Source organism: Myroides sp. 1354, assembly GCF_030324495.1.
Taxonomy (GTDB): Bacteria; Bacteroidota; Bacteroidia; order Flavobacteriales; family Flavobacteriaceae; genus Flavobacterium.
The window spans coordinates 169,608-182,525 of record NZ_JACAGN010000005.1; the positions used below are offsets into that span (position 1 = coordinate 169,608).

The window sequence follows — 12,918 nt, forward strand, 5'->3', positions numbered from 1 at the left end:
AAAGATGAAAAGAGCAGGAAGTTTAGCGGTAATGACCATACTCTCGGTTTTACTAGGATGTAATAAGCATGACGATTCCTCCAATGGACCAAAAGAAGACTTAGTTGGCGTTTGGCGTTTGAGAGAAAAAATCGAAAATGATCGATTGATTACTCTGGGAATTTGTGATCTAAAAGAAGTGTATGTATTTGGTCAAACACAATATTCACATGAAACGTATAGTCAGGAACAGGTAAAATACAAAACGACTAGTATCGGTATTTTTGGTAGTGATGATGACTATTACACCGAAATTGACAATACAGTAAATTGTAAATCAAATGGCGTAAGTATAGGAACATGGATCAAAATAGGAGGGGATAAGTACCAACTAAAAGGAACCAATACAACTGAAAATAGGGAATATTCTATTTCCTTTAGCGCAGATAAAAGGACTTTTTATCTCGAAAAGGAGACTTATTTAGGCGGAAAAGTATACACCAGTTATGGGGTGTACAAAAAACAATAAACCACAAGCGTGAGATAGCGCTTCTAATTATAATTTTCTAAAAACACACACTATGAGTTTAAAAAAAGCTGGACTTTTACAAGTCTTATTGGTACTGTTTATTTTGATAAGCAGTTGTAGTAAAGGAGATGACAATACAGTAGATCCTGATACGACACCCAATTCAAAATTACCTACATTGAAGCTAACTGCAAGTACAAAAGATGCTTTTGTCAATGAAGAAGTTACGTTTAAAGTAGTGGATGAAAAGGGGAATCTTGTTGCAGATGCTAAACTTTTTGTCAATGAACAAGCGCTGAATACAACTAGTTTCTCTTCTAAAACCGCAGCTAGTTTCAAAGTATATGCACAAAAAGCAGGATTTAAAATCAGCAATACAGTGGATATTCGCTTTATAGAAAAGGATGATGTAGATGCTGTAGTAACGGGAAAATGGAAGTTTATTCCCTCATCGATCGAAGCGATTTTCGAATTCAATAACGATATGAGTTTCTCTTATAAACAAGGGGGAGAAGAGAAAAAAGGAACGTATAAGGTAAAGGGCAATCGCGTCCAAATGACTTTAATTGAGGGAAATTCAACAGATGAAGATTACGGTGTACTCAACATCTCAAAATTCACGGCTAATTTGTTGGATGTAGAGGTTATTGTCAAAGATGGATTTAAAAATGGAAAAACGGGCCAATTAGAACGCATAGTTGAAGTCGATCCTGGAAATGGAGACGATGACGATGATGACGATAATGGAAATGTGACTATTAATTTGGAGATGTTCTATGGGGAATGGAGAGGTTATGAAGACAATAGCACCGATTACTCGATCAAAATGAAGTTTAAAACGGACAAAATGGAGGCAGAAGCAAAGAATATGGGGAAATACAATCCTATTCTATATCTTGTAGATGATTTGCGCTATTATAGTCTGCACAATTCAAGTACACTACTACTTACAGGAAGGAGAACGTCGATTGTATACTACTTTAAAGTAGCTAGTTATACGAATAGAGAAATTGTCGGTACTTTGTATATGGATAGTATGATTCCAAGTAATGGAGTAAAATTGACCTTACTAAGAAAATAAGTTTCTTAAGAGGAGAAAACGAAAAAGGGGAGTTAACTCCCCTTTTTTTTATCTTGTTTGTAATGCGCCAGAGTGCATTAAACCATCGGTCATGATGAGTTTGCGATCTGCCATATCAGCTAATTCTTCATTGTGGGTTACGATGACAAAGGTCTGTCCAAATTCATCTCTCAACTGAAAGAATAAATTGTGTAAATTTTCGGCCGTTTTAGTATCTAGATTCCCCGATGGTTCATCTGCAAAGATGACTTTAGGCTTATTAATTAATGCTCTTGCAACGGCTACGCGTTGTTGTTCTCCTCCAGATAGCTCTGATGGAAAATGATGAGAACGATGTGATACACCTAAATAATCCAATAATTTTTTTGCCTCCTGTTCCGTTTCTTTTTTGTCTTTTCCTGATATAAAAGCGGGAATACACACGTTTTCTAACGCATTAAATTCAGGAAGTAGTTGGTGAAATTGGAAGATAAATCCCAAATTTAGATTTCGAAATGCAGAAATTTCTTTATCATTCAATTGTAAAACATCTGTATTGTTGATGATAAGCGAGCTATTGGGTTGAATAGTTGGTTTATCTAATGTACCTAAAATCTGGAGTAAGGTCGTTTTTCCAGCACCAGAAGCTCCTACAATAGAGATAATTTCTCTTTCTTTAATGTGGATATCAACCCCTTTTAAGACTTCTAATTGGTCATATGATTTTCTAATATTCGTCGCTCGTATCATAATACTTTCTTTGATCGATTACAAAATAACAATGTTTTACGTCAATTAAAAATTAAAAAAGGAAAAATATTTCAAATGATTATTGACTTCCGATGATTATTAATAACTTAGACCTAGTTAAAAAGAAGTAGTAAAGCAAGTAATAGATGAAAAAAGCGATTTTAGCAGGAGGGTGTTTCTGGTGTACAGAAGCAGTATTTAAGAGTTTAAAAGGTGTAGTTGAAGTACTTCCTGGATATATAGGAGGAACCAATGCCAACCCCACTTATGAAGAAGTATGTACAGGGGAAACAGGGCATGCAGAAGCCGTTGAAATTACGTATAATGAGCATGAGGTAAGTTATACCGAGTTATTGGAAATATTTTTTGCCACACATAACCCAACGACGTTGAATCGACAAGGAGAAGATGTGGGAACACAATACAGAAGTGAGATATTTTATGTAGATGAAGGTCAAAAACAAGCTGCTTTAGAATATATAGGAATTTTACGCGATGAAAAAGTATTCGATCAACCGATTGTAACTGAGCTTAGTCCAGCTTCAACATTCTATGCAGCAGAAGATTATCACAAAAATTATTTTGAGCGAAAGGGTGGTGAAAACCCTTATTGTCAAATGGTTGTTAAACCAAAAGTGGAGAAATTTAAAAAGTATTACGCGGCTAAATTAAAATAACGAACGTATGCAAAATCAACAAACGCAAACAAATTCTTTGAAAACAAGGCAATTACTTATTGGTTTATGCCTTGATTTGATAGGTATGGCTAGTTATCTGATTCCTGGTTTGGGAGAGTTTAGCGATGTGATTTGGGCACCCGTATCTGCTTTTATTCTGGCGAAAATGTATCCTGGTAAGATAGGGAAAGTTGGTGCTTTAGTCAATTTTATTGAAGAGTTATCTCCAGGTTTGGATATTATTCCAACCTTTACCTTAACTTGGGTTTATACCTATTATTTTCAGAAGAAAAGTTTCTAATAAATATTGTTTTTTATTTTGTTAAAATCATAAATTTTTCTTAACTTTAAAGTGCGTCCAACAGTAAGCTTGGAGGTAGAAAAGCATTGATTAACTATAAACCATATTTTTTATGAGAAACTTATTTGTGATTATTTGTACCGTTCTACTATTTGTTAGTTGTAAAGAAACGAAAAACAGTCGAGCGTTGGGGGATGAGAATGCAGGAAAGACTTTAATAGGTTGGTATTACTATAATTTAGGAGAAAAAAAGTATGACGATTTAAAACAATATCTCGATGAAGATTTCTTTAAAACGACTACAGAAGCAGAGTTTTTTGGTAAATTAAAAGAGAGAGAAGCTACATTAGGACACATCATTAAAGCCGTTTTTAAAGAAGGTGATTTGATGGAGGAAAACAAAAAAGAAAAAATTAAAGAATTCGAATTTGATTATGATGTACAATATGAAAAAAGTGCAGCTGTCGAAACCTTTCACTTAATCAAAAGAGGGGATGAATTCAAGATTGCTAAGATTGATTTCTAAAATTAGCACCTATAACATACAACTGTAGTTGAAATGAAAAAGAGAAGTTTTAAATAAGCTTCTCTTTTTTTGTTTTTAGAGGAATGATTAAATATTCTATTTGAAGAAAAGGGTATGTACTGAGAAAACTGTACATTTGTTTGCAGTACAAAGTATACCTACTACAACGAAAAGAATACGATAACGTCTTTGTAAAAGTAGTAGAAGTAGCAAGTACTTGTATGGATAAATTAGCCACTAAAAGAGAAACTCATGCAGTATTTATATCTTTTTATCATTTTTTTATTGTTGGTCATCGTTGGAATCTTGCTGTATTTTCTATTGCAATACAATAAACAACGTGTGGCTTTTGAGAAGGAAAAGGATTTATTTGATACAAAAATTAAATATTTACAGTTAGAGAACCTCGAGTCGAGGTTGGACCCTCATTTGTTCAAGAATATTTTAAATTCAATTCAATCCCATGCATATCAAACCTATTATGCTTTGGATAAGATGGCTGGGGTATTGGATTATATACTGTATGATAGTCAACGAAAATTAGTTACCTTAAAAGAGGAACACGAATTTGCCTTGCGTTTGATTGACATTAATAAAATCAAGTTGAATCCCCTTTTTCGCTTGGATGTACGTTCGAATATAGGAGAGGTCGAAGCGCTCTATACGGAAGATTTAGTGGCGCCTTTAATCTGTGTTGAATTGATTGAAAATGCGTTTAAACACGCAGATTTAACAGGAAATGATGCATTTATTACGATTCTTTTTAAGTTGAAAAATGGACAGTTTGATTTGGTTGTTTCAAACAAAAAATCGGCCAAAGGGTCCTTGAGAAAAGAAAAAGGCGGTTATGGATTATCTGCTTTACGCGAGCGTTTACATTTAATATACGGTTCCTATTATAAATTGGAACGATCAGAAGACGAACAAGTACACTCCATGCATTTAAAAATTAATTTGTATGATTTCAAAGCTAAAATGTATACTCTTAGATGATGAGTTATTGGGATTAAAATACTTGAAAATGCTATGTGAACAAATCCCAGAGATTGAAGTAGTAAAAGTATTTGATGATCCGACACAGTTTTTAGAAGAAGCACCTTCTTTGGATTTTGAATTGGCGATTCTCGATATCAATATGCCTGGTATGGATGGGTTGAGCGTTGCTCAATTGTTACCGAATAAAGGAATTGTATTTGTTACCGCGTATAAAGAATACGCATTAGAAGCCTTTGAAGTAGATGCGATAGATTATATTGCCAAGCCAATAAAAAAGGAACGATTGCAACGCGCGATACAAAAAGCCATGCGTCAACTGAAGCCTATAGAGCAGAATATGTCGCTGACCATAAATTCGAATAAAGGCAAAGCTATTTTGCAGTTTGATGATATCTTGTACGTCAAAACGTGTGAAAACGACGGACGTGATAAAGAAATTTTTTTAGAAGGAGATCAACAGTTAATTGCCAAGAATATTTCATTAGATAAGTTAGTGGAAGTACTACCTGCTACTAAGTTTTGTCGTATCAATAAACGCGAAATTATAGCCTTAAAAATCGTGCGTTTTTTTGGACATGATTTGATTACCACCCAACTGCTTACGGAGCAGGGAAAACCTTTGGAATTGACACTTGGTGTTACCTTTAAGACAGATTTCTTAGATAAGATATAATTTCATTACAAGAATTTAGCGTTTCATTACAAGAAAGCTTGGTTTGAACTCAGGCCTTGTTTTTTCATGCTTTATATTTCGGAGTTTTGCTCTAGAAATCGAAAACTTATTTACAATGTCAAAATATAGAAATTCTCTACTTTACGTTTCTATTATTGGTGGATGTACTGCACTTATTTATTGGGTAGTGACCCAAGGATCAAAATTAGAGGTGAATACAAAAGCTGTCGTTTCCGATAATACAGCTTGGGAAAATTTCCTTCAAACATTAATACACAATTTAGAAAGCCCTTTAGCCTTGTTATTAGCTCAGATTGTAACCATTGTTTTGGTTGCTCGAGTATTTGGCTGGATTTGTAAAAAAATTGGACAACCTTCGGTAATTGGTGAGATTATTGCGGGTATTGCCTTAGGTCCCTCTCTTGTAGGAACTTATTTTCCCGAATTTTCCGCTGTGATGTTTCCAACTCAATCCTTAGGAAATTTAAGCTTTTTAAGTCAAATTGGATTGATTCTCTTCATGTTTGTGATTGGAATGGAATTGGATCTCAAAATATTGAAAAACAAAGCACATGATGCTGTTTTAATTAGTCATGCTAGTATTGTTATTCCTTTTGCTTTAGGAATGGCATTGGCTTACTACATATTCGAATCTTTTGCACCTGATGGGGTGGATTTTCTATCTTTTGGATTGTTTTTAGGTATTTCCATGAGTATTACCGCCTTTCCTGTATTGGCGCGGATTGTACAAGAGAGAGGGTTGCAAAAGACGCGAATAGGAACCATTGTCATTACCTGCGCTGCAGCAGATGATATTACGGCTTGGTGTTTACTAGCGGCTGTAATTGCCATTGTGCAAGCAGGAAGTTTTGTAAGTTCCCTTTATATCATTGCATTAGCTATTATCTATGTAATCGTAATGCTAAAATTGGTTCGTCCCTTTTTGGCGCGTATTGCAAAATACCAAGGAAGTAGTAAATTACTCTCTAAGGGAACGGTCGCTATCTTTTTGTTGACGTTAATTATCTCTGCGTATTGTACGGAAGTAATTGGTATTCACGCGTTGTTTGGAGCGTTTATGACTGGTGCTATTATGCCAGATAACATGAAGTTTAGAAACATATTCATTGAAAAAGTAGAAGATGTAGCTGTTGTTTTATTCCTTCCTCTATTCTTTGTTTACACAGGATTACGTACGGAAATAGGCTTATTAAACGAACCGTATTTATGGGAAATTACAGGACTTATCATTCTAGTTGCAACCGTTGGTAAGTTTGTGGGAAGCGCCATAACCGCTAAATTCGTCGGAATAAATTGGCGGGATAGTTTGACTATTGGCGCCTTGATGAATACCCGTGGACTAATGGAACTCATTGTCTTGAATATTGGATTTGACTTGGGTGTTATGACGGGTGAGGTATTTGCTATGATGGTGATTATGGCCTTAGCAACTACTTTTATGACAGGACCTTTACTGGATTTGATTGCCAAGATTTTTGGACCTTTAGGAGATGAACCTCAACACAAAGGCGTAATCATCGGAAAATATCAGGTATTTCTATTCTTTGAAAATAAATTGAGCTTGGCGCCTTTGATGAAATTAGCCAATGCATTTACGGGAAAATCAAGTGTAGATACGCGTATTACTGCTATGCATATGATTGATAGCCAGGAATTAAATTCCTTCAATACACAAGATTACGAGGAAGAAATCTTTGAAGCCGTACAAGAGCAATCTACCGAAATGGATCAAGAAGTCCAGACCTATTACAAAGTGTCTAATGACATTGAAAGTGACGTTGTGGGTATGGTTCATCAAGAAACGTGTGATCTCTTACTAATTGAAATGGGATATTCCATTTATCGCGGTTCAGTTTTAGGAAATATTCTCGGCTTTACAACGCGTATCATCAATCCAGATGTCTTGTTGAATAAAGTTACAGGACGAGAAAAGCTATTTGAAAATTCGTGGTTTAATGCGCGTACACAGCAAATAATGAATCGTACAAAAGTACCTTTGGGAATCTTAATCAACAAAGATTTTGAAAAGTTAGAACATGTATTCTTGCCAATTTTTAGCAAAGGTGATTTGAAATTATTGCCTTATGCACAAAAAATGATTCGCAACAATGATGTACAAGTTTCGATTTTAGATGCCACAGGTGAATTGGAAAATCACACAGAGTTTAAAGAAAATATAAGGCTTATCGAACAGTATAAGCCGAATCATATACGCATCGTTAGCAATAAGGTGGTGTCCAAAGAATTCATAGAAGAATTTGACCTCATGCTCATTACCTTAGATAGTTGGAAGAAGTTGATTGAAACTAGAAGTATTTGGTTAAATCACGCTCCTTCTATGCTGTTGATGCAATCGTTATAACTATTTAGTTATGTTGTTTTATATTAATTTGCAGAACCTCAAGCTATTCAGCTTGAGGTTTTTTATTTGAATTGTAATCTTGGGTACCTGATAAACTAGCTCCGTCGTTTTTGTTGAGTTTCATAAACACGGCACTTGATAAGATGGTGAGTATCCCCATCACTAAAAAGGTGTAATTGAATACTGCTGTAGGGTGATCTGGCGTATCAATAGAACTGTCTCGGAAGAGTTGTAAAAACATAGCAGAGATTGAAATACCCAAACTAATCGCCAATTGTTGTGTGACAGATAGTAAGCTATTTCCATCACTGGAGGTTGAATTATCTAAATCCGCGAGGGAAATTGTATTCATCGAAGTAAATTGAACGGCGTTAAAAGCACCATTACAAACCATTAATAGGATTATGATAAAAAAAGGAGTGTTTTGATCTACGAAGAAAAAGAGACTGATGAGTATTCCGGTTGCAATTGTATTGAAAACTAAGGTTTTTTTATATCCATATCGCTTGACAATAGGGATAACAAAGTTTCTTGAAATGAGGTTGGATAGGGCTTGAGGAATCATCATCAAACCGGCGTAAAAAGCAGAATAACCAAAGCCCAATTGTAGGAGAAGTGGAATCATCAAAGGCATTCCTCCAATACCAAATCGCGTGACTAAATTGCCGATTAACCCAATATTAAGCGTTTTAATTTTGAACAAATCGAGTTTAATTAATGGATGGGAACTTCTTTTTGCGTAAGCGATATACGCTACAATAAGCAGTATGGCCAAGATTAAAAGTCCAGCCAATTGAAGCACAGATAAAGTGGGCGAATTCCAGCGTTCAATGACTAAAGTTAATAGGGTTAATCCACCACTGAAAAAAATCCATCCTATTACATCAAAGCGTTCAACTTTGTTTGTGAAGTTGGGGATGATGGATCGCGCAAGGATAATCGCGATTATTCCCACAGGTAAATTGATTAGGAAAATCCAGTGCCACGATAGTTTTTCGACTAAAAACCCCCCAGCGGTAGGGCCTAACATGGGACCAATCAAGGCTGGAATTGTAATGAAGTTAATGATTTTTAAAAGTTGATCTTTAGGATACGCATAAAGCAGCGTTAATCGCGCAACGGGCACCATCATAGAACCTCCAATTGCCTGAAATATACGGGCAAAGATCAGTTCATTTAAGGTATTCGATAAAGCGCAAAATAAAGATCCCAACGTGAATAAAGCAACGGCAAGAATAAAAATTCGCTTGGTACCAAATCGATCTGCAAGCCATCCACTTAGGGGAATTAACAAAGCTACCGTTAGGGTATAAGAGACAATAATACTCTGCATTTCTAAGGGAGATTCTCCCAAACTTTTAGCGATAGAAGGAAGACCCGTATTTAGAATTGTACCATCTAAAGCCTGCATGAAAATAGCTAAAGCGCCTAAATAGGGAAGGTATTTCTGAACTTTGGGGTCTTGTATGATTCCAGCTTTCATCTAAAAAATGTGTGTTTTATATCAAAGACTGAATTTACCATTTTACATTTAGGCGGACAATATTTTTTAGAAGTTTTATGATTTGTCTACAATGGGTATAAAATTCGAATAAACAATACGCTTTAAAAAGTAGTATAAAGACGAGGGATTTTATCCAAAATGTCATTATTGTTCAATCCAATTGGCTAGCATTTGTCGCCCCATTAGGGTGATATACGATTCGGGATGAAATTGTATTCCTCGAACGTTTTTGGTTTGGTGCCTAAAAGCCATAATCACTTGATCATTGCTCAAGGCCGTTATTTCAAGCGTTTCAGGGAAGTTTTGTTGAGCTAATGCCCAAGAATGATACAATCCAATTGGAGTTTGATTGGGAATATTGTGGAAGAGTAAATCAGAGGTCATCAATTGTAAGAAACGCGTTTGTCCGTGAAAGACTTGGTCTACATTGTATAGTTGTGCGCCATAGTATTCACCAATTGCTTGATGCCCCAAACAAACGCCAAGAATAGGTTTGCTATCTTCAAAACGCGCAATAATATCAAATAAGATAGGGTAAGCGCGGGGTACATCTGGCCCCGGAGATAAAACTAACTGATCATAGACCTCTAAATCGTCGAGTTGCACTTGATCACTTTGTACAATATGAATATTGCAAAGTGGGTGTTCATCAAAAATTTGATACAAATTGTAAGTAAACGAATCTCGGTTATCGATAATTATAATTTCCTTCTTCTGGCTCATAAACAATTTGTATTTTTGACCTTCAATTTAGATTAGATTATGGGCATCAAAGATACAATTATCTCAAGTATGAATACATGGGGAAAGGAGAGAAAACCTTTTTTATTTTTTGTGGACTACCAAGGAGAAAATGGTCAGGTTATTCCCTTAGATGAAGTTGATAACAAGGAAATAGGATATAATTTTAATGGTCAAACCAATCAATTAGGACCTTTTGATTTTAAACTTCCAATATTAACTGCTCAACCTATCGCTTTTAAAACCTATGAAACGAAATTTAATCAAGTCATGCATCAAATTCAAAAGGGAAATACCTATTTGATTAATTTAACGGTATCAACCCCCATTGAACTAGAAGGAAGTTTAAAAGATATTTTTCACGCGAGTAAAGCCAAATATAAGTTGTGGGTAAAGGACAATTTTGTTTGTTTTTCACCTGAGATATTTGTTCAAATCAAAGAAAATAGAATTTATTCTTATCCGATGAAAGGAACGATAGATGCTTCAATTCCTCAGGCTGAGCAGTTGATTTTAGCGGATGACAAAGAAACGGCAGAGCATTATACGATTGTTGATTTAATTCGCAATGATTTAAATATTGTAGCAAAAAATGTAGGAGTTGATCGTTTTCGTTATTTGGATCGGTTGCAGACCACAAAAGGGGAGTTGTTGCAGATGAGTTCACAAATTAGCGGAGATTTACAAGAAAATTGGCAAGATCATGTAGGTGATATTTTAGCTCAATTGCTACCCGCTGGATCCATTACAGGTTCGCCCAAAGAAAAAACAGTTGAAATTATAGCCGAAGTAGAAGGCTATGCTCGTAAGTATTATACGGGAATTTGCGGCATATTTGACGGCACAACCTTAGATAGTGCAGTTATGATTCGATTTGTAGAACAACAAGAGAATCAAATGGTATACAAAAGTGGCGGAGGCATAACTTTTGCCAGTCAAGCAGAAAAAGAATACAAGGAAATTTTACAAAAGATCTACTTGCCTATTTAAGAGATTTTATTGGGAAATAGATTGTTTTTATTCAATATCTACCTTTCCCATATCTAATGAATCTACTTGATTTATAGGATGTTTCTCTAGGAATATTTTGTTTGGTTTTTCATCGTGTTAAAAACAGTTAAGTCGAATTATAGATGCAAATCTCGCATTATATTTGGTACGACTTATGAAAAACATTTACACCCATATTTTTCTTCTCTTTTTTCTTCTATTTGTAGGAGCAACAAAGGTATTGGGTACACCAGTGAATGTTGAAAATATAAGTTTAAAGGCTGTCAATAAGGCCATTGTATTTCAGGTAAACGAATTTGAACAACTGAAGTATAGTGAGACCAAAATTTACAATCCAGTTAATGCCTTTTCAACGATAGAAGCGGATAATGGAGATTTTAATTTTCAAGATCAACAAGATCAGCTTGTTTTAGGACTTCCTTTAGTTAAGGTGTTTTTCTATGCAATCTCCTTGCATTTTATCTTTTTTGCTATTAAAAGACGCCGTACTTCCTATCAGGCGCTTATACAATTATTCGATCATAAATATATTGTATATCGTATACTGAGAATTTGATTTACATCGGTTCTAAATTCTTACTTGTACTTCCTTAAATCTTAGTTAGGGAAAGTATATAGCGGGCTTATGTGTTATAAGCACCGATTTTTAAATCCATTTATTTAGCAAAATTTATTGTATGAAAAGAGTAGCATGTATTGTTTCTCTCAGTACTGTTTTGGCGGTAGTTAGTTGTAATATGTCAAAGCAAGAAAAAGAAGAAGTTAAGGATTATCCCATTGCAAATCCGATAACGATGGATACAGTTGTAGCCAAAGATTATGTTTCACAAATTAGATCTGTTAAGAACATTGAAGTTCGTACACAAGAAAAAGGTTATTTAGAAGCCACTTTTGTTGATGAAGGACAATATGTTTCTGAGGGACAGTTGTTATTTCGCATTAAACCTCAATTACATAAAGCTGAATTAGAAAAAACGAAAGCAGAAGTAACAGAAGCGCAGCTAGAATTGCAAAATGTTGAAACACTAGCGCGTAACAATGTTGTTTCAAATAATGAAAAGGCAGTAGCCATGGCGCGTTTACAAAAGGCAAAAGCAGAAATGCAACTCGCTCAGATTCACCTTAATTACACTGAGATACGCGCTCCGTTTTCTGGATACATCGGACATTTACCCAAGCGTTTAGGAAGTTTATTAGAGGAAGGAGAACTATTAACTACGCTATCAGATAATAGCAATATGTATGCCTATTTTAATGTATCAGAAGTAGAATATTTAAACTATACCACTCATCCACAAGGAAAAGGAAGTGATGGCGTTGATTTGATTATGGCAAATAACACCGTTTTGCCAGATAAAGGAAAAATTGAGACAATAGAAGGAGAATTTAACAATGAGACAGGTACCATTGCATTTCGCGCTAAATTTCCCAATCCCAATCAGTTACTTCGAAATGGAGAAACGGGAAAAGTCCGTCTTTTTATACCCTTAGTACACGCATTGCTTATTCCTCAAAAAGCAACCTATGAGCAACAAGATAAAAAATATGTTTTTGTGGTGAATAAGAAGGGAGAGATACAGACTAAACAAATCGAAATTAGTCAGGAATTACCTGGTTTGTATGTTGTAAATCAGGGAAGTATCGCTGAGACGGATCAAATACTACTTGAAGGAATTCAAAAGGTAAAAGAAGGGGATCACATTCGAGGTCGTGTTCAAGATTCGAAAGAAGTGTTACGATCATTGCATTTAGATGCAAACTAGTTGAGTAGTAAATAATTTAGTGTTT

14 protein-coding genes are annotated in these 12,918 nt (G+C 35.1%); 11 read left to right on the forward strand and 3 right to left on the reverse strand.

Annotated elements, in window-relative coordinates:
* Window positions 1-4: 4 nt before the first annotated feature.
* Together HX004_RS07620 and HX004_RS07625 are read left to right on the forward strand one after the other, a co-directional pair.
* Complete coding sequence (locus HX004_RS07620; RefSeq protein WP_286441818.1) at window positions 5-508, forward strand: hypothetical protein; 504 nt, start codon at window positions 5-7, stop codon at window positions 506-508.
* Between the two features lie 52 nt (window positions 509-560).
* Window positions 561-1,589 (forward strand): hypothetical protein, encoded by a 1,029-nt coding sequence (locus HX004_RS07625; protein ID WP_286441820.1) that lies wholly within the window; start codon window positions 561-563, stop codon window positions 1,587-1,589.
* A gap of 48 nt (window positions 1,590-1,637) precedes the next feature.
* On the opposite strand, the gene HX004_RS07630 is transcribed toward HX004_RS07625, so the two are convergent.
* Window positions 1,638-2,318: an ABC transporter ATP-binding protein gene (locus HX004_RS07630; RefSeq protein WP_286441821.1), complete on the reverse strand. Its 681-nt coding sequence runs from the start codon at window positions 2,316-2,318 to the stop codon at window positions 1,638-1,640.
* Window positions 2,319-2,464: 146 nt separating this feature from the next.
* On the opposite strand from HX004_RS07630, the gene msrA reads away from it, so the two are divergent.
* The 6 genes from msrA to HX004_RS07660 all read left to right on the forward strand — a co-directional run bounded on the left by msrA (window position 2,465) and on the right by HX004_RS07660 (window position 7,874).
* Complete coding sequence (gene msrA / locus HX004_RS07635; RefSeq protein WP_286441822.1) at window positions 2,465-2,995, forward strand: peptide-methionine (S)-S-oxide reductase MsrA; 531 nt, start codon at window positions 2,465-2,467, stop codon at window positions 2,993-2,995.
* 7 nt (window positions 2,996-3,002) lie between these two features.
* Window positions 3,003-3,296 (forward strand): hypothetical protein, encoded by a 294-nt coding sequence (locus tag HX004_RS07640; protein WP_286441823.1) that lies wholly within the window; start codon window positions 3,003-3,005, stop codon window positions 3,294-3,296.
* 112 nt (window positions 3,297-3,408) lie between these two features.
* Window positions 3,409-3,822 (forward strand): hypothetical protein, encoded by a 414-nt coding sequence (locus HX004_RS07645; protein WP_286441824.1) that lies wholly within the window; start codon window positions 3,409-3,411, stop codon window positions 3,820-3,822.
* Window positions 3,823-4,074: 252 nt separating this feature from the next.
* Window positions 4,075-4,815, forward strand: coding sequence for a sensor histidine kinase (locus HX004_RS07650; protein WP_286441826.1), 741 nt, complete (start codon window positions 4,075-4,077; stop codon window positions 4,813-4,815).
* Entirely contained in the window at window positions 4,781-5,491 is a 711-nt protein-coding gene (locus HX004_RS07655) for a LytR/AlgR family response regulator transcription factor (RefSeq protein WP_286441827.1), read from the forward strand. Before HX004_RS07650 ends, HX004_RS07655 begins: the two co-directional genes overlap by 35 nt.
* 115 nt (window positions 5,492-5,606) lie before the next feature.
* Complete coding sequence (locus HX004_RS07660) at window positions 5,607-7,874, forward strand: cation:proton antiporter (protein ID WP_286441829.1); 2,268 nt, start codon at window positions 5,607-5,609, stop codon at window positions 7,872-7,874.
* 43 nt (window positions 7,875-7,917) lie between these two features.
* Here HX004_RS07660 and mdtD read toward each other — a convergent pair whose 3' ends face one another.
* Window positions 7,918-9,357 carry a multidrug transporter subunit MdtD gene (mdtD, locus tag HX004_RS07665; protein WP_286441830.1) on the reverse strand — a complete coding sequence of 480 codons (1,440 nt, stop codon included), beginning with the start codon at window positions 9,355-9,357 and terminating at the stop codon, window positions 7,918-7,920.
* A 165-nt stretch (window positions 9,358-9,522) separates the two neighbouring features.
* Window positions 9,523-10,101 (reverse strand): anthranilate synthase component II, encoded by a 579-nt coding sequence (locus HX004_RS07670; protein WP_286441832.1) that lies wholly within the window; start codon window positions 10,099-10,101, stop codon window positions 9,523-9,525.
* Window positions 10,102-10,140: 39 nt separating this feature from the next.
* Here HX004_RS07670 and HX004_RS07675 point away from each other — a divergent pair, with 39 nt between their 5' ends.
* The 3 genes from HX004_RS07675 (at window position 10,141) to HX004_RS07685 (ending at window position 12,893) form a co-directional block, all read left to right on the forward strand.
* Window positions 10,141-11,109 carry an aminodeoxychorismate synthase component I gene (locus HX004_RS07675; protein WP_286441834.1) on the forward strand — a complete coding sequence of 323 codons (969 nt, stop codon included), beginning with the start codon at window positions 10,141-10,143 and terminating at the stop codon, window positions 11,107-11,109.
* Window positions 11,110-11,284: 175 nt separating this feature from the next.
* Window positions 11,285-11,686, forward strand: a complete 402-nt coding sequence (locus HX004_RS07680; protein ID WP_286441835.1) for a hypothetical protein — start codon at window positions 11,285-11,287, stop codon at window positions 11,684-11,686.
* Between the two features lie 121 nt (window positions 11,687-11,807).
* The gene (locus HX004_RS07685; RefSeq protein WP_286441837.1) at window positions 11,808-12,893 is read left to right on the forward strand and encodes an efflux RND transporter periplasmic adaptor subunit; all 1,086 of its coding nucleotides are present in this window, start codon (window positions 11,808-11,810) and stop codon (window positions 12,891-12,893) included.
* The last annotated feature ends 25 nt before the right edge of the window (window positions 12,894-12,918 follow it).

Excerpts from the sequence above, each read along its gene's own strand:
- mdtD (WP_286441830.1), bottom strand. The coding sequence starts at position 9,357 with ATGAAAGCTGGAATCATACAAGACCCCAAAGTTCAGAAATACCTTCCC.
- HX004_RS07640 (WP_286441823.1), top strand. The coding sequence starts at position 3,003 with ATGCAAAATCAACAAACGCAAACAAATTCTTTGAAAACAAGGCAATTA.
- HX004_RS07685 (WP_286441837.1), top strand. The coding sequence starts at position 11,808 with ATGAAAAGAGTAGCATGTATTGTTTCTCTCAGTACTGTTTTGGCGGTA.
- HX004_RS07620 (WP_286441818.1), top strand. The coding sequence starts at position 5 with ATGAAAAGAGCAGGAAGTTTAGCGGTAATGACCATACTCTCGGTTTTA.
- HX004_RS07650 (WP_286441826.1), top strand. The coding sequence starts at position 4,075 with ATGCAGTATTTATATCTTTTTATCATTTTTTTATTGTTGGTCATCGTT.
- HX004_RS07630 (WP_286441821.1), bottom strand. The coding sequence starts at position 2,318 with ATGATACGAGCGACGAATATTAGAAAATCATATGACCAATTAGAAGTC.
- HX004_RS07625 (WP_286441820.1), top strand. The coding sequence starts at position 561 with ATGAGTTTAAAAAAAGCTGGACTTTTACAAGTCTTATTGGTACTGTTT.
- HX004_RS07675 (WP_286441834.1), top strand. The coding sequence starts at position 10,141 with ATGGGCATCAAAGATACAATTATCTCAAGTATGAATACATGGGGAAAG.
- msrA (WP_286441822.1), top strand. The coding sequence starts at position 2,465 with ATGAAAAAAGCGATTTTAGCAGGAGGGTGTTTCTGGTGTACAGAAGCA.
- HX004_RS07655 (WP_286441827.1), top strand. The coding sequence starts at position 4,781 with ATGATTTCAAAGCTAAAATGTATACTCTTAGATGATGAGTTATTGGGA.
- HX004_RS07670 (WP_286441832.1), bottom strand. The coding sequence starts at position 10,101 with ATGAGCCAGAAGAAGGAAATTATAATTATCGATAACCGAGATTCGTTT.
- HX004_RS07645 (WP_286441824.1), top strand. The coding sequence starts at position 3,409 with ATGAGAAACTTATTTGTGATTATTTGTACCGTTCTACTATTTGTTAGT.
- HX004_RS07680 (WP_286441835.1), top strand. The coding sequence starts at position 11,285 with ATGAAAAACATTTACACCCATATTTTTCTTCTCTTTTTTCTTCTATTT.
- HX004_RS07660 (WP_286441829.1), top strand. The coding sequence starts at position 5,607 with ATGTCAAAATATAGAAATTCTCTACTTTACGTTTCTATTATTGGTGGA.